Genomic DNA, 16,060 nt, shown 5'->3' with positions numbered 1-16,060 from the left:
CGAATTCGGGAGTGACGCGCCTGACCCGCTGCGACCGAGCAACCAATGGTTAGGTGTTTCGGGCGTGATACAGGTCCCGCAAGCCGGCTGTCCAGCTGTCAAAACGGCTTCAAATGATCGTCTAGAGTTCTGGTAGCTCTGCCAAACCCGGCAGATCTCTCCTACGCACGGACGATCGCCTATATGTTGATAACTCAAGCATTGACAGCCGTTGCTCTGACCGTTGCCGCCACCGCCATGCTGCCGTTTGCCGCGCAGGCTCAATCGAAACTCACATCTGAGGAAGCCCACGCCATTGGCGTGGATGCCTATGTGTATTTCTATCCGCTGCTGACCATGGACATCACCCGCAAGCAGTTCACCAACATCGAACCGGGCAAGGAATTCGGTAAAGGCCCGATGAATATGTTCGTGAGCGTTCCGGAATATCCGCCAGCGAGTTTCAAGGGTGTGGTGCGCTCGAACTTCGACACCCTGTATTCCATTGCCTGGCTCGATTTGACGAAGGAGCCGCTGGTGATTGCCGCACCGGACACGGCCGGGCGTTTCTACTTGCTGCCGATGCTCGACATGTGGAGCGACGTGTTCGCCTCGCCGGGCTGGCGCACCACGGGCACCGAGGCCTCGCAGTTCCTGGTGACGCCGCCGGGCTGGACCGGCACGGTGCCAGCCGGGTTGCAGCATCTGCCGGCCCCGACGCCTTACGTCTGGATCATCGGTCGCACCAAAACCGATGGCGCCGCCGATTATGCGGCGGTGCACAAGATCCAGGCCGGTTACACCGTGACGCCGTTGTCGCGGCTGGGTAAAGGCGCTGAGCCGGTGAGCGCCAAGATCGACCCGTCGGTGGACATGAAGACACCGCCGAAGATCCAGGTCGACTCCATGTCGGCTACCAACTACTTCGCCTACGCCGCGGAGTTGCTCAAGGTTCATCCGGCCCACAGCACCGATCAACCGATGCTGGCGCAGATCAAGCGATTGGGCATTGAGCCGGGCAAGTCATTCAACATGGATGCGCTGGATCCCGAGATCAAAGCCGCCCTGGAAACCGCGCCGAAGGACGCGCAGGCGCTGATGAACTGGAAAGTGGAAACCCTGGCGCGGGTGGTCAACGGCTGGTCGATGAACACCGACACCATGGGGGTCTACGGCAATTACTACCTCAAGCGCGCGATCGTGGCTCAGCTTGGGCTTGGTGCCAACCTGCCTGAGGACGCGATTTATCCGTTGAACATAGGCGACGCCAACGGCAAGCCCCTGGATGGCGCGAACAAATACGTGCTGCATTTCGACAAGGGCGAAGCGCCACCGGTGAACGCGTTCTGGTCGATCACGCTCTATGACCCCGAAGGCTTCCAGGTCGCCAATGGCCTCAATCGTTTTGCAGTCAGCAGCTGGATGCCGTTCAAGAACAATGCCGATGGATCGCTGGACATCTACTTCCAGAATGAAAGCCCGGGCAAGGATCTTGAGGCTAACTGGCTGCCGGCGCCCAAGGGGGCGTTCAACCTGACCATGCGCCTATATGGGCCGAAGGCCGAAGCCTTGAACGGCAAGTGGAACCCGCCACCGGTCAAGCAGATGCAGTGATCTGCCAGTAGAGGTGGCCGCTGATGATTCATCATTGGCCGCCTTTGTTCGTCCAGCTGCCTGTCCCGCCACCGGCACCACCCGTCCCGCCGCCGGCCGAGCCGGTACCGCCGCCTGCGCCCGAACCTGAGCCAGCGCCGCTGGCGCTACCGGCACTGCCGCTTGACGACCCGGTCGCGCCGCCGTCGCCCGCGTTGCCACCTGAAGGCGAGGCGGGGGTGTTGTCGGGCGGCATGACCGGGCCGCCGGTTGCGCGGGGCTTGGGGCGCGTTACATCGGCATCGTCATTGGAAGCGGCGACGGTGAGCAGTGAGGTTGCGGACAACAACCCGGCGAGTAACAGCGAAGTGATTTTGATCTTCATCAGGGAGCCTCCCCGGAAAATAAGTGGTTACCTGAAGTTGGTGTGGGTGGAGGGGGGATTGGTGCCGGCGCGATGACGAGTGGTGCAGAGGGCACTGCAAACCTTATTTCGCGGATGTGCCTATTCAATTGTAGGAGCGAGCCTGCTCGCGAAAAAAATACAGACAATGGGTTCATCCAGACAGCCCGCGTCATCGTTGACGTCCATCGCGAGCAGGCTCGCTCCTACAGAAGTTCGGGGTTTAGCGAAGGTCATATCCCGCCAGCTTCTCCTCCAGCTGCTGTCGCACCTGCGGCCATTCCTCATCAATGATGCTGAACCGCACTGAATTGCGCTTGCGCCCATCCGGCATGATGCGCTCGTGGCGAACGATACCTTCCTGCTGCGCACCAAGGCGCAGGATCGCCTTGCGCGAGGCCTGGTTGTTTTCGTCGGTAGTGAATTGCACCCGCACGCAGTCCAGTTCCTCGAAGGCGTGGCGTAGCAGCAGGTACTTGGCTTCGGTGTTGACGAAGGTTTTCTGCCAGCGTGCCGAGATCCAGCTGCTGCCGATTTCCAGCTTGCGGTTGAGCGGGTCGATTTTCCACAGGCGGGTTGAGCCGATCACTTCACCGCTGTCCTTCAGCACAATGACGAAGGGCTGCACCGTCCCGGCCTCGCGACCATCGAGGGCTTTTTTCAGGTAGGCGTCGACGGTGGTGACGGAGGGTACGACGGTGACCGTCAGGTTCCACAGTTCTCCATCGGCAGCGGCATGTACCAGGGCGTCGGCGTCGGCATATTGCAGCGGGCGCAGGCTGATTCGGCGGCCCTGTAAGACGGTATCGGTCATCTAGGTCTTTCTCGGCAGGCAGATCGGGCGTGGGCGTCTATTACGCCGTACCCGGGACCGCCGACGCAACCACCCACACGCAAAGCGGTCACAGGCTAGAGACCCAGCCAAAGGGATCGGTGGCCATGAAAAAGCTGAAAATCGCGACCTTCAACGTCAATGGCATGCGCGCGCGGCTGCCGAACCTGCTGGCGTGGCTTGAGCGTGAGAAACCGGATATCGCCTGCTTGCAGGAGCTCAAGTCGGTCGACAGTGCGTTCCCCGCCGCCGAGCTGGAAGCCATCGGCTATGGCGCGATCTGGCAGGGGCAGGCGTCGTGGAACGGCGTGGCGATTCTGGCGCGGGATGCGCAGCCGCTGGAAAGCCGGCGAGGATTGCCGGGCGATGACAGCGACAGCCAAAGCCGTTATCTGGAGGCGGCGGTGCACGGAGTACTCGTCGGTTGCCTGTATCTGCCCAATGGCAACCCGCAACCCGGACCGAAATTCGACTACAAACTGGCGTGGTTCGAGCGGCTTATCCGCCATGCGCAAACGCTGCAAGGCAGCGAGCACCCGGTGGTGCTGGCCGGTGACTACAACGTGGTGCCCACCGATCTGGATATCTACAACCCGCGCTCGTGGCTCAAGGATGCGTTGCTGCAACCGGAGAGTCGTGAGTGTTATCAACGCCTGCTGGACCAGGGCTGGACCGATGCCCTGCGGCACGTGTACCCGGAGGAGCGCATCTACACCTTCTGGGATTATTTTCGCCAGCACTGGCAAAGGAACTTCGGGCTGCGCATCGATCATCTGCTGCTCAACCCGGTGTCGAGTCCTTACTTGCAGGACGCGGGCGTCGATGCCTGGGTACGCAACGAACCCCATGCCAGCGATCATGCGCCCACCTGGATTCAACTGGGCTCGCGCAAGCGCCGCTGAGGCCGTTCGCCGGGCGATTGGCTAAATCAATTGTCAGCGGCATCGGTTCATCCTTTATACATAGCGCCCACTGGCGGAACGATCCGCGCCTGCGTACACAAGGACTGAACGATGAGCGAGCCACGCCTGACCAACCCCGCGCTTTACCTGCAACGCCTGGGTTTCGATGCGCCCCCGGCGCCGACCCTGGAAACCCTGCGTCAACTGCAACTGCGCCACACCGGCGTCTTCCCGTTTGAAAACCTCACCACGCTGTCGGGTGAACCGGTGCTGATCGACCTACCTTCGATCGAACGCAAAGTCCTGCACGGTGGGCGCGGAGGGTACTGCTACGAACTCAACAATCTGTACCTGGCATTGCTTCAGGAGCTGGGTTTTGAAGCGCGGGGCATCAGCGGGCGCGTGGTCATCGGCCAGCCAGAAGGCGCCTGGCCGGCTCGCACCCATCGCTTGAGCCTGGTGACCCTGGACGGTGAGCGATACATCAGCGATGTCGGTTTCGGTGGCATGGTCCCCACCGCACCGCTGCTGCTCGATAGCCGTGAAGAGCAATCCACGCCCCATGAACCCTATCGCATCGAGCAGCACGCCGACGGATATACGCTGCGCGCCAGGGTCGGGGACGAGTGGCGGCAGATGTACATCTTCGACCTGCAACGCCAGGAAGACATCGATTACACCATCGGCAACTGGTACGTCTCGACCCATCCCGACTCGTCCTTCACCCGGCAACTGATGGTGGCGCGGACCGGGGAGGGCTGGCGCCGTACGCTTAACAACGGCAGTTTCGCGATCCATCGCCTGGGCCAGGACAGTGAGCGCCGGGAACTGGCCGATGTATCTGAACTGATTGCCGTGCTGGAGCGTGAATTCGGCATTCGAGTGCCGGATCACGGGAAATTGATCAACACCCTCCAGCGCTTGATCGAGCCGCACTAAGCGTTTGATCGTGCATACAAAAAAGGGGCAGATTGAATCAATCTGCCCCTTTTTTGTGCTCGTCCTAGGGCTGCGCTTCGGGTTCCATCACACGATGAATTTCCCTGAGCGCTTCTGAAAGTTTTTTCTCCAGGGCTTTCAACTCGGAAGTCGTGACGTTCCGCTTGAGATGTCCGGCAGCTTCGGGCTTTGCTTTTTCCGGCGCAGCCAGCAGGGCTCGGCGCAGGGTGTTGTTGATTGCGGTCTGGTAACCATATCCCTCGCTTTCCGCCAGCGCGCGTGCAGCCTCGATGACGACATCATCGAGCATGATGGTGATTCGGGTTTTGCCTTTGCTGGAAGCAACCGCTCCGCGCTTGGCATGGCTGAAGTCATATTCGTCTTTCATCGGTCAGGCCTCTTGATACTGGCGGCGCTCGTTTTTGCTGGCGAGGCGCGCCGAAATAACTCGCACGAAATTCGGGTCACGCCAGGTATACGCAACCACCAGCAATCGACCTTTGCCATCAAGTCCCATGATGATCCAGCGCTGTTCATCATGGTGATCGTCCAGGAAGGTGAGGGCGCGTTCGTCATGGAAAACCGGCTCCGTCTCAGCCAGGCTGATGCCGCGGTGCTTGAGTTTGTTCGCCGCGTTCTTTGCCTTGTGATATTGAATTTCGAATGACTTCATTATGCATACTTTATATGTATATGAAAGGGGTGGCTGCGACCGATGGTCGTCAGGAATTCGAAAGACTAGCGGGGGGAGGAAAATGGGGCGGGGGGATGTATTTCAAGGTTTGAAGCGTACTGGCATACAGTCTGCATGACTGACCGTTCATAACTTGACGAGTAAGTTGTATACAACTCTATAGACTTTTGTCTCTGATCTTGAATACAGTGTGCGCATAACAAAAACCAGGGAACCCCCTAACATGAAAACGCCCCATGTTTCACACCAACGGCCCGAAGACGAAAATCTTGGGATCGGCGCGAATATGGCTTACGGCCTGCAACATGTTCTGACCATGTACGGTGGCATCGTCGCGGTGCCTTTGATCATTGGTCAGGCTGCCGGGCTGTCGCCGGCGGACATTGGTTTGTTGATTGCTGCTTCATTGTTTGCGGGGGGGCTGGCCACGTTGCTGCAAACCCTGGGTCTGCCGTTTTTCGGATGTCAGTTGCCGCTGGTACAGGGCGTGTCGTTCTCCGGTGTCGCGACCATGGTGGCGATTGTCAGCACGGGAGGTGAGGGCGGCTTCCAGGCGATTCTGGGGGCGGTGATTGCGGCGTCGCTGATCGGCCTGCTGATCACGCCGGTGTTCTCCAGAATCACCAAGTTCTTTCCACCGCTGGTCACGGGCATCGTGATCACCACCATCGGCCTGACGTTGATGCCGGTGGCCGCGCGCTGGGCCATGGGCGGCAACAGCCATTCCCCGGAATTCGGCAGCATGGCCAATATCGGCCTGGCCGCGATGACGCTGGTACTGGTGCTGTTTTTGAGCAAGATCGGCAGCGCGACCATCTCCCGCCTGTCGATCCTGCTGGCCATGGTCATCGGTACGATCGTCGCGGTGTTCCTCGGCATGGCGGACTTCTCGTCTGTCACCCAGGGCCCGATGTTCGGTTTCCCCACGCCGTTCCATTTCGGCCTGCCGACCTTCCATTTCGCCGCGATCCTGTCGATGTGCATCGTGGTCATGGTGACCTTGGTGGAAACCTCGGCGGACATCCTGGCGGTCGGTGAAATCATCGAGACCAAGGTCGACTCCAAGCGTTTGGGCAACGGCCTGCGTGCCGACATGCTGTCGAGCATGATCGCGCCGATCTTCGGTTCTTTCACCCAAAGCGCCTTCGCCCAGAACGTCGGGCTGGTGGCGGTAACCGGGATCAAGAGTCGTTATGTGGTGGCCACCGGCGGTCTGTTCCTGGTGCTCCTCGGCCTGCTGCCATTCATGGGCCGGGTCATTGCCGCCGTGCCGACCTCCGTGCTCGGCGGTGCCGGGATCGTCCTGTTCGGCACCGTGGCCGCCAGCGGTATTCGCACGCTGTCCAAGGTCGACTACCGCAACAACGTCAACCTGATCATCGTCGCCACCTCCATCGGTTTCGGCATGATCCCGATCGCCGCGCCGAATTTCTACGATCACTTCCCAAGCTGGTTCGCCACGATTTTCCACTCGGGTATCAGTTCCTCGGCGATCATGGCGATCGTGTTGAACCTGGCCTTCAACCACCTGACTGCCGGTAACTCCGATCAGCAATCGGTGTTTGCGGCAGGGACCGAGCGGGTCATTCGTTACCAGGATCTGGCGGCGTTGCGCGAAGGGGATTACTTCAGCGACGGCAAGCTGCATGACTGCGACGGCAAGGAGATTCCGGTGTTGGAATCGGCGCACGGTGCGGTGGAGCCGCGACCGGTACTGGCCAAAAGCAGTGAGCATGTCTGACATGCGCGGATGAAAAGGGCCGATCTGTCGAGAGACAGGTCGGCCTTTTTTTTGGATCGAAAGAATCCGGTATTTATGCAGGACCACAAAAAAGCCCCTGAACCTTTCGATTCAGGGGCTTTTCGATTTTGCTGTCTGGCTCCACGACCTGGACTCGAACCAGGGACCCAGTGATTAACAGTCACTTGCTCTACCAACTGAGCTATCGCGGAATGGCGCCTATGTTACTGATTCAAAAAGAGAAGTCAAGCGTCCGATAGCAAATTGACGGATTCCACGGGATAAACGGTGGTTTATCGGCGATTGACGGTTACCGCAGCGACAGCAAACCGGCCTAGCCGCCGAAAGTAATCGTGGCCACCGCCAGTTTGGCGTACAGAACCGTGGCGCCCAGTTGCACCAGCCACAGGGCCAGGCCACCGAGAAATACACCGGCGGCGATTTGCAGCACCAGGTTATTGCCGCGTTTGGCCGGGGCGCGGGGGATGAAGTCGTGCAGATCGTCCAGGTCGTCGCGGTCGGCGCGCAGGTTGTCGTTTTTCATGTTGGTTCTCTTGGAAATTCAAAAGGTGTACACAAATCAAATGTGGGAGCGGGCTTGCTCGCGAAAGCAATAGTTAACTCAACACATCATTGACTGAACTGACGCTTTCGCGAGCAAGCCCGCTCCCACATTGGATTTGTATGAAGTTTAGAGGGATCAGACTCTGCGTTGAGATTTATCTGCGCCAAATAAAAAACGGGAAGCCGACTGGCTTCCCGTTTTTCGTATCAGGCTACGGTTCAGATGACCTGAACAATCGCATCCGTCACAGTCTTGATGTTGCTCTGGTTCAGCGCAGCCACGCAGATGCGGCCGGTGTCCAGGGCGTAGATGCCGAACTCGTTGCGCAGGCGGTGAACCTGTTCAACGCTCAGGCCGGAGTAGGAGAACATGCCGCACTGACGACCGACGAAGCTGAAATCGCGCTGCGGAGCGTTTTTCGCCAGCAGGTCGACCATCTGGGTACGCATGCCCTTGATGCGCAGGCGCATTTCAGCCAGTTCGGCTTCCCACTGGGCGCGCAGTTCCGGGCTGTTGAGCACGGCAGCCACGATGGTTGCACCGTGGGTTGGCGGGTTGGAGTAGTTGGTACGGATCACGCGTTTGACTTGCGACAGTACGCGGGCGCTTTCTTCTTTCGATTCGCTGACGATCGACAGGGCGCCAACGCGCTCGCCGTACAGCGAGAAGGATTTGGAGAACGAGCTGGAAACGAAGAAGGTCAGGCCCGACTCGGCGAACAGGCGCACGGCAGCGGCGTCTTCGTCGATACCGTCACCAAAGCCCTGGTAGGCCATGTCGAGGAACGGTACGTGACCTTTGGTTTTCACGACTTCCAGAACGTTTTTCCAGTCCGCCGGGCTCAGGTCAACGCCGGTCGGGTTGTGGCAGCAGGCATGCAGCACAACGATCGAGCCGTTTGGCAGCGCGTTCAGGTCTTCCAGCAGGCCGGCGCGGTTCACGTCGTGGGTCACGGCGTCGTAGTAGCGGTAGTTCTGTACCGGGAAACCTGCGGTTTCGAACAGCGCGCGGTGGTTTTCCCAGCTCGGGTCGCTGATCGCCACGACGGCGTTCGGCAGCAGTTGCTTGAGGAAGTCGGCACCGATTTTCAGTGCGCCAGTGCCACCAACTGCCTGGGTGGTGATGACGCGGCCAGCGGCGATCAGCGGCGAATCATTGCCGAACAGCAGTTTTTGCACGGCTTGGTCGTAGGCTGCAATGCCGTCGATTGGCAGGTAGCCACGGGAAGCGTGTTGAGCAGCGCGAATCGTCTCGGCTTCGACAACGGCGCGCAGGAGTGGAATTCGCCCCTCCTCGTTGCAGTAAACACCGACCCCCAGGTTGACTTTGTCAGTGCGGGTATCGGCGTTGAATGCTTCGTTGAGGCCCAGGATTGGATCGCGTGGTGCCATTTCGACAGCGGAGAACAGGCTCATTTTTGCGGCAGCTCTAATGGAGAGTGGAGGGACGTGTGGCGCTCCAGCCGAATGCACTAGAGCGGTGCACAAACGGGGAGCTAGTATAGAGGCCATCTGCGATTGATGGCGACAGACGATTTGGCTTTTACCGCAAGTTTTTCCGAATATTTATCGACCGTTAGTCGATTGGCGTAATCAAAGACTTCAACGGATGTAGGACGTTTGCCTTGAAAGCGATGGCAATCGGCTCCACATTCAGCACAATCCAGTATTTTCCTCGGGCGCGTAAGTCGTTTGCGGCCTTTCCCGTTCCTGCCGGTTTGACGGCGTGGGGGCGATCGCTGCATCGAGAACAGAGAGAGATTTCATGTCTGAATTCCAGCTAGTCACCCGTTTCGCGCCCGCCGGCGACCAGCCGGAAGCCATCCGCCTGATGGTCGAGGGCATCGAAGCCGGACTGGCGCACCAGACCTTGCTCGGTGTGACCGGCTCGGGCAAGACCTTCAGCATCGCCAACGTGATTGCCCAGGTGCAGCGCCCGACCCTGGTGCTGGCGCCGAACAAGACCCTGGCGGCGCAGCTGTACGGCGAATTCAAGGCGTTTTTCCCGAACAACGCCGTCGAGTACTTCGTTTCCTACTACGACTACTACCAGCCGGAAGCTTACGTTCCGTCCTCGGACACCTTCATCGAGAAAGATGCCTCGATCAACGATCACATCGAGCAGATGCGCCTGTCCGCCACCAAGGCACTGCTGGAGCGCAAGGACGCCATCATCGTCACCACGGTGTCCTGCATCTATGGTCTGGGCAGCCCGGAAACCTATCTGAAGATGGTGTTGCACGTGGATCGGGGCGACAAGCTCGACCAACGTGCATTGCTGCGTCGCCTCGCCGATTTGCAATACACCCGCAACGACATGGATTTCGCCCGCGCGACCTTCCGCGTGCGTGGCGATGTGATCGATATCCATCCGGCAGAATCGGATTTTGAAGCGATCCGCATCGAGTTGTTCGATGACGAAGTGGAAAGCCTGTCGGCATTCGATCCGCTCACCGGAGAGGTCCTGCGCAAGCTGCCGCGCTTCACCTTTTATCCAAAAAGCCACTACGTCACGCCGCGGGAAACCCTGCTCGAGGCCGTTGAAGGCATCAAGGTCGAACTGCAGGAGCGCCTGGAGTACCTGCGCACCAACAACAAACTGGTGGAAGCCCAGCGTTTGGAGCAGCGCACCCGTTTCGACCTGGAGATGATCCTCGAGCTGGGTTATTGCAACGGTATCGAAAACTACTCGCGCTATTTGTCCGGGCGGCCGGCCGGTGCCGCGCCACCGACGCTCTACGATTATCTGCCCGCCGACGCCTTGCTGGTGATCGACGAATCCCATGTCAGCGTGCCGCAGGTCGGCGCCATGTATAAAGGCGACCGCTCACGCAAGGAGACGCTGGTGGAATACGGCTTCCGCCTGCCATCGGCGCTGGACAACCGGCCCATGCGGTTCGACGAATGGGAAGGGGTGAGCCCGCAGACCATTTTCGTCTCCGCGACGCCGGGCAACTATGAGGCCGAACACGCCGGGCGCGTCATTGACATGGTGGTGCGTCCGACCGGCCTGGTGGACCCGCAAATCGAGGTCCGTCCGGCGCTGACCCAGGTCGACGACTTGCTGTCGGAAATCACCAAGCGCGTGGCGGTGGAGGAACGGGTGCTGGTCACCACGCTGACCAAGCGCATGGCCGAAGACTTGACCGATTACCTGGCCGACCACGGCGTGCGGGTGCGTTACCTGCACTCGGACATCGACACCGTGGAACGGGTCGAGATCATCCGCGATTTGCGCCTGGGAACCTTCGATGTGCTGGTGGGAATCAACCTGCTGCGCGAAGGTCTGGACATGCCGGAAGTGTCGCTGGTGGCCATTCTCGATGCTGATAAGGAAGGCTTCCTGCGTTCCGAGCGCTCGCTGATCCAGACCATTGGCCGCGCCGCGCGTAACCTCAATGGCCGGGCGATTCTGTATGCCGACCGCATCACCGGGTCGATGGAACGGGCGATTGGTGAAACCGAGCGGCGGCGCGATAAGCAGATCGCCTTCAACCTGGCCAATGGCATCGTCCCCAAAGGGGTGACCAAGGACGTGGCCGACATCATGGAAGGCGCCACCGTGCCGGGCTCGCGCAGCAAGAAGCGCAAGGGCATGGCCAAGGCGGCCGAGGAAAACGCCAAGTACGAAGCCGAGTTGCGTTCGCCGGGCGAGGTCGCCAAGCGCATCAAGGCGTTGGAAGAGAAGATGTACCAGCTCGCCCGCGACCTGGAATTCGAGGCCGCGGCGCAGATGCGCGACGAGATTACCAAGTTGCGCGAGCGGTTGATTGAGGTCTGAGATTTTGCGGTGAATGTGCGGGCTTTATCGCGAGCAGGCTCGCTCCCACAGGTTTCGAGGCAGTACACAAATCCTGTGACCACCCTCAATCCTTGTGGGAGCGAGCCTGCTCGCGATGGGGGCGCCTCGGTTTAATGTGCTTCCCCGGCCTTCAGCCCCGCCGGCAATGTCCTGGTCAGCAACACCGCCAACATGCTGATCCCCAGCGCAATCCCGACAAAATGAAACGCATCGTTGTAGGCCATGATCGACGCCTGCTGATGGGCGATTTCACTGAGCTTGGCCAGCGCCGCATTTTCACTGCCCAGCCTGTCGGTCAGTGACGCCAGGCGTTCGGCCACTTGCGGATTGCTCGGCACAATGGACTCGCGCAAGTAATCGAAATAGGTCTTGGTCCGGGCATCCAGCAACGTGGCGAGGAGGGCGATGCCAATGGCGCCGCCCAGGTTGCGCAGGATGTTGAACAGGCTCGACGCCGAGCCCGCATCCTTCGGCAGGATGTACGAAGTGGCGATCAACGAGATGGTGACCATGATCAGCGGCTGCCCCAACGCACGGATGATCTGGATCTGATTGAACTGCGGTCCGGCGAAGTCCGGGTTCAGCACGCCCGAAGAAAAACTCGCCAGGCCGAACAGGCCGAAACCCACCGTGCACAGCCATTTCGGCGAGACATATTTCATCAACTTGGGCACCAGCGGGATCAGAAACAACTGGGGTACGCCCATCCACATGATCACTTCACCGATCTGCAGGGCGTTGTAGTTCTGGATCTGCGCCAGGTACAGCGGCAACAGATAGATTGAACCGTACAGGCCGACCCCCATGCCGATGCTGGAAATACTCGACAGGCCGAAATTGCGATTGCCCAGGATGCCGAGGTTGATCAGTGGATTGGGCTTGGAAAACTGCACGATCACAAAGGTGATCAGGCTGATCAGGGCGATGCTGCCCAGCGTCACGATCAGGTCCGATTCGAGCCAGTCCTTGCGATGACCTTCTTCCAGAAACACCTGCAGGCAGCCGAGGCCGACGCCAAGGGTGACAATGCCCATGTAGTCAGTGCTTTTCAGCAATTCCCAATGCGCTTCTTTCTTCTCCAGGCCGTACATCAGGCCGGCGATCATGATCAGGCCGGGCGGAATGTTGATGTAGAAAATGTATTCCCAGCCCCAGTTTTCCGTCAGCCAGCCGCCGAGTGTCGGCCCGATGGAAGGCGCAAAGGTGGCGGTCATTGCGAACATGGCCATGCCTTTGGCGCGGTGATGTTCGGGCAACTTGATCAGGGTCAGGGTGAACGCCAGCGGGATCAGCGCGCCACCGGTAAAGCCCTGGAGCGCGCGGAAGACGATCATGCTTTCCAGGCTCCAGGCCATGGAGCACAGCAGCGAGGCGACGAGAAAGCCCAGGGATACCCACACCGCCAGGCGCCGCGCCGACAACAGCTGCACCAGCCACGCCGTCAGCGGGATCATGATGATTTCCGCCACCAGGTAGGACGTGGAAATCCATGAGCCTTCTTCGAGGGTGGCCGACAGCGCGCCCTGGATATCCTTGAGTGATGAGTTGGTGATCTGGATATCGAGCACGGCCATGAAGGCGCCGAGCATCACGCTCATCACCGCGATCCAGTCCCGCCGGGTCGGTTCCCCGACCGGGCGGATCAGTTGATCACCGGCCATCGTCAGAGGTGTCTTTGCTGCTCACCTTGGGTGTGACTGCTTCAGGGGCGTCCTTGATATTGACGGTGGCGGTCACCGACATGCCCGGGCGGATCTTGCCGCGCAGTGGATTGTCGGCGGCAAAGGTCAGTTTGACCGGGATCCGCTGCACGACCTTGGTGAAGTTGCCGGTGGCGTTGTCCGGCGGCAACAGGCTGAATTGCGCCCCCGAGGCGGCGAACAGGCTGTCGACCCGGGCCTGGATCGGGGTGTCGCTGTAGGCGTCGAAGGTCAGCTCGGCTTTCTGCCCGGGCTGCATGTGGCCAATCTGGGTTTCCTTGAAGTTGGCCTGAATCCAGATGTCTTCATCGGGCACGATCGACAGCAGATAAGCGCCGGCCTGCACGTACTGGCCTTCACGGGCCGCGCGCTGGCCGATCAGGCCGCTGATAGGTGCGTGAATTTCACTGCGGGTGAGGTTCAACTCGGCCTGGGCCAGGTCGGCCTTGGCGTTGGCGATCTGCGCGTCGAGGCGCTTGATCTCGGCGCTCAACGCGTTGACTTGCTGGCGCTGGGCCTGGGCATCGGCCTGGGCTTTGCTCAGTTGTGACCGGGCGATATGGGATTCTGCGGAGAGGGTGGTGACCCGTTCTTCCGACACGTAGCCGGGTTTGCGCAAGGTTTCGGCCCGGTTCAGGTCAATCTGCGTGCGGCCCAGGCTGGCCTGGGTGGAGGCGACCTGCGCATCGCTGGCGGCAATCAGGCTGGCCTGTTGCGTCAGTTTGCTCTGGGCCTGCAGGCGCTCGGCCTGGCGAGTGGCGAGGGTGGCGTTGGCGCGGTCGACGGCGAGGCGGAAATCATCGCCTTCCAGCCGGATCAGCAACTGGCCTTTCTCGACGTGCTGGTTGTCCTGCACCAGCACCTGCTCGATGCGTGCGCCCAACTGGCTCGACACGCGGGTGATCTCGCCCTGGACATACGCGTTGTCGGTGCTTTCATAAAAACGCCCCTTGAAGAACCAATGGGCGAAGAAGCCCCCGGCAATCAGCAGGACAATCAACAGGAAAACGGACAGGCGACGCTTGAGTTGGGCAGGCATGGGGCAAACTGTAGTCGAGAATATGTGAGGAAAGTTATCAGCAGGTGAATCTGGCATACAGCCGATAAGCGGTAAATGCCATCGCTTGATATTTGGCCATTCACCACGTCATACGGGTGTTCCAGACGCAATCTTGGCCTAAATGCCCTGTTCGCTGGAGCGGGGTGGGGGTCGCCTGTTACCATTCGCGGCTTGATTGTTCTTTGCTTTTCATTCTTTTCGAGACATGCCATGACCACCGTCCGCACTCGCATCGCGCCATCGCCTACCGGGGATCCTCACGTAGGTACCGCTTACATCGCATTGTTCAACTACTGCTTTGCCAAGCAGCATGGCGGTGAGTTCATCCTGCGGATCGAAGACACCGACCAGTTGCGTTCGACCCGCGAGTCCGAACAGCAGATTTTCGACGCGTTGCGCTGGCTGGGTATCGACTGGAGCGAAGGCCCGGATGTTGGCGGCCCGCACGGTCCGTACCGTCAGAGCGAGCGTGGCGATATCTATCAGAAGTACTGCCAGCAACTGGTCGACATGGGCCATGCCTTCCCGTGCTTCTGCACCGCCGAAGAGCTGGACCAGATGCGCGCCGAACAGATGGCGCGCGGCGAAACCCCGCGCTACGACGGCCGCGCATTGCTGCTATCCAAGGAAGAAGTGGCCCGTCGCCTCGCTGCCGGCGAGCCGCACGTGATCCGTATGAAGGTGCCGAGCGAAGGCGTCTGCGTGGTGCCGGACATGCTGCGCGGCGACGTTGAAATCCCGTGGGATCGCATGGACATGCAGGTCCTGATGAAGACCGACGGCCTGCCGACCTACTTCCTGGCCAACGTGGTCGACGACCACCTGATGGGTATCACTCACGTCCTGCGCGGCGAAGAGTGGTTGCCGTCGGCGCCGAAACTGATCCTGCTGTACGAATACTTCGGCTGGGAGCAACCAGAGCTGTGCTACATGCCGCTGCTGCGTAACCCGGACAAGAGCAAGCTGTCCAAGCGCAAGAACCCGACTTCGGTGACGTTCTACGAGCGCATGGGCTTCATGCCCGAAGCCATGCTCAACTACCTGGGTCGCATGGGCTGGTCGATGCCAGACGAGCGCGAGAAGTTCTCGTTGCAGGAAATGGTCGAGCACTTCGACCTGAGCCGCGTTTCCCTGGGCGGGCCGATTTTCGACATCGAGAAGCTGTCGTGGCTCAACGGCCAGTGGCTGCGCGACCTGCCGGTGGAAGAGTTCGCCGCGCGGGTGCAGAAGTGGGCGTTCAACTCCGAATACATGATGAAGATCGCGCCGCACGTCCAGGGCCGGGTTGAAACCTTCAGCCAGGTCGCACCGCTGGCCGGCTTCTTCTTCGCCGGTGGCGTGAACCCGGATGCCAAGCTGTTCGAATCGAAAAAACTGTCGGGCGATCAGGTGCGTCAGCTGATGCAGTTGATCCTCTGGAAGCTCGAAAGCCTGCGTCAGTGGGAAAAGGACAGCATCACGGCGACGATTCAGGCCGTTGTCGAGTCCCTGGAATTGAAGCTGCGTGATGCCATGCCGTTGATGTTTGCCGCGATCACGGGGCAGGCCAGCTCGGTGTCGGTGCTCGACGCGATGGAAATCCTCGGCCCGGACCTGACCCGTTTCCGCTTGCGCCAGGCGATTGACCTGCTGGGCGGCGTGTCGAAGAAAGAAAACAAGGAGTGGGAAAAGCTTCTCGGCGCCATCGCCTGAGACGCTGGATGAAGGATTGATGGCCATTGTGTGTGCCGACATTGGACGCAGAGTGGCCATCAGGCCCCGGATTTTCGGGGGGAGGGCGGTAAGTGATTGTTATGTCGGCAAAAAATTTTAAATTTTTTGAAAAATAAGTTTGACAGCCTTTCGATACGC

Annotated in this window: 14 protein-coding genes and 1 tRNA gene; 6 read left to right on the top strand and 9 right to left on the bottom strand. The window is 59.9% G+C overall.

What is annotated here, in order from left to right; translation table 11 throughout:
* The first annotated feature begins 183 nt into the window (after positions 1-183).
* Positions 184-1,593, top strand: coding sequence for a DUF1254 domain-containing protein (locus ABTV29_RS21885; protein ID WP_433766743.1), 1,410 nt, complete (start codon positions 184-186; stop codon positions 1,591-1,593).
* Between the two features lie 31 nt (positions 1,594-1,624).
* Here the strand turns inward: ABTV29_RS21885 and ABTV29_RS21880 are convergent, their stop codons facing one another.
* A complete protein-coding gene (locus ABTV29_RS21880) occupies positions 1,625-1,960 on the bottom strand; it encodes a hypothetical protein (protein ID WP_433771974.1) in 336 nt (111 codons plus the stop codon).
* A gap of 238 nt (positions 1,961-2,198) precedes the next feature.
* Positions 2,199-2,789, bottom strand: coding sequence for a GNAT family N-acetyltransferase (locus ABTV29_RS21875; protein ID WP_433766742.1), 591 nt, complete (start codon positions 2,787-2,789; stop codon positions 2,199-2,201).
* Between the two features lie 125 nt (positions 2,790-2,914).
* On the opposite strand from ABTV29_RS21875, the gene xth reads away from it, so the two are divergent.
* Positions 2,915-3,709, top strand: coding sequence for an exodeoxyribonuclease III (gene xth / locus ABTV29_RS21870; RefSeq protein WP_433766741.1), 795 nt, complete (start codon positions 2,915-2,917; stop codon positions 3,707-3,709).
* Positions 3,710-3,820: 111 nt separating this feature from the next.
* Positions 3,821-4,648 carry an arylamine N-acetyltransferase family protein gene (locus ABTV29_RS21865; RefSeq protein WP_433766740.1) on the top strand — a complete coding sequence of 276 codons (828 nt, stop codon included), beginning with the start codon at positions 3,821-3,823 and terminating at the stop codon, positions 4,646-4,648.
* 64 nt (positions 4,649-4,712) lie between these two features.
* Here the strand turns inward: ABTV29_RS21865 and ABTV29_RS21860 are convergent, their stop codons facing one another.
* Together ABTV29_RS21860 and ABTV29_RS21855 are read right to left on the bottom strand one after the other, a co-directional pair.
* Positions 4,713-5,036: a BrnA antitoxin family protein gene (locus tag ABTV29_RS21860; protein WP_433766739.1), complete on the bottom strand. Its 324-nt coding sequence runs from the start codon at positions 5,034-5,036 to the stop codon at positions 4,713-4,715.
* A 3-nt stretch (positions 5,037-5,039) separates the two neighbouring features.
* Positions 5,040-5,321 (bottom strand): BrnT family toxin, encoded by a 282-nt coding sequence (locus tag ABTV29_RS21855; RefSeq protein WP_433766738.1) that lies wholly within the window; start codon positions 5,319-5,321, stop codon positions 5,040-5,042.
* A gap of 244 nt (positions 5,322-5,565) precedes the next feature.
* Between ABTV29_RS21855 and ABTV29_RS21850 the strand changes: the two genes are divergently transcribed.
* On the top strand, positions 5,566-7,083 hold the full coding sequence (locus tag ABTV29_RS21850) for a nucleobase:cation symporter-2 family protein (RefSeq protein WP_433766737.1): 1,518 nt from the start codon (positions 5,566-5,568) through the stop codon (positions 7,081-7,083).
* A 136-nt stretch (positions 7,084-7,219) separates the two neighbouring features.
* On the opposite strand, the gene ABTV29_RS21845 is transcribed toward ABTV29_RS21850, so the two are convergent.
* The 3 genes from ABTV29_RS21845 to ABTV29_RS21835 all read right to left on the bottom strand — a co-directional run bounded on the left by ABTV29_RS21845 (position 7,220) and on the right by ABTV29_RS21835 (position 9,063).
* Positions 7,220-7,295, bottom strand: a tRNA-Asn gene (locus tag ABTV29_RS21845).
* A 122-nt stretch (positions 7,296-7,417) separates the two neighbouring features.
* Positions 7,418-7,627, bottom strand: a complete 210-nt coding sequence (locus ABTV29_RS21840) for a hypothetical protein (protein WP_433766736.1) — start codon at positions 7,625-7,627, stop codon at positions 7,418-7,420.
* 239 nt (positions 7,628-7,866) lie between these two features.
* Complete coding sequence (locus ABTV29_RS21835; RefSeq protein WP_433766735.1) at positions 7,867-9,063, bottom strand: amino acid aminotransferase; 1,197 nt, start codon at positions 9,061-9,063, stop codon at positions 7,867-7,869.
* 349 nt (positions 9,064-9,412) lie between these two features.
* Between ABTV29_RS21835 and uvrB the strand changes: the two genes are divergently transcribed.
* Positions 9,413-11,428, top strand: coding sequence for an excinuclease ABC subunit UvrB (gene uvrB / locus ABTV29_RS21830; RefSeq protein ID WP_433766734.1), 2,016 nt, complete (start codon positions 9,413-9,415; stop codon positions 11,426-11,428).
* Positions 11,429-11,559: 131 nt separating this feature from the next.
* On the opposite strand, the gene ABTV29_RS21825 is transcribed toward uvrB, so the two are convergent.
* The gene (locus ABTV29_RS21825) at positions 11,560-13,050 is read right to left on the bottom strand and encodes an MDR family MFS transporter (RefSeq protein ID WP_433771972.1); all 1,491 of its coding nucleotides are present in this window, start codon (positions 13,048-13,050) and stop codon (positions 11,560-11,562) included.
* A 49-nt stretch (positions 13,051-13,099) separates the two neighbouring features.
* A complete protein-coding gene (locus ABTV29_RS21820; RefSeq protein ID WP_433766733.1) occupies positions 13,100-14,188 on the bottom strand; it encodes an HlyD family secretion protein in 1,089 nt (362 codons plus the stop codon).
* A gap of 231 nt (positions 14,189-14,419) precedes the next feature.
* On the opposite strand from ABTV29_RS21820, the gene gltX reads away from it, so the two are divergent.
* The gene (gltX, locus tag ABTV29_RS21815; protein ID WP_433766732.1) at positions 14,420-15,901 is read left to right on the top strand and encodes a glutamate--tRNA ligase; all 1,482 of its coding nucleotides are present in this window, start codon (positions 14,420-14,422) and stop codon (positions 15,899-15,901) included.
* The last annotated feature ends 159 nt before the right edge of the window (positions 15,902-16,060 follow it).

Origin of the sequence: Pseudomonas putida (assembly GCF_050989985.1) — a bacterium.
Taxonomy (GTDB): Bacteria; Pseudomonadota; Gammaproteobacteria; order Pseudomonadales; family Pseudomonadaceae; genus Aquipseudomonas; species Aquipseudomonas putida_AI.
Note: the sequence above shows the minus strand (reverse complement) of the source record. Positions and strands in the feature narration are given on the sequence as shown.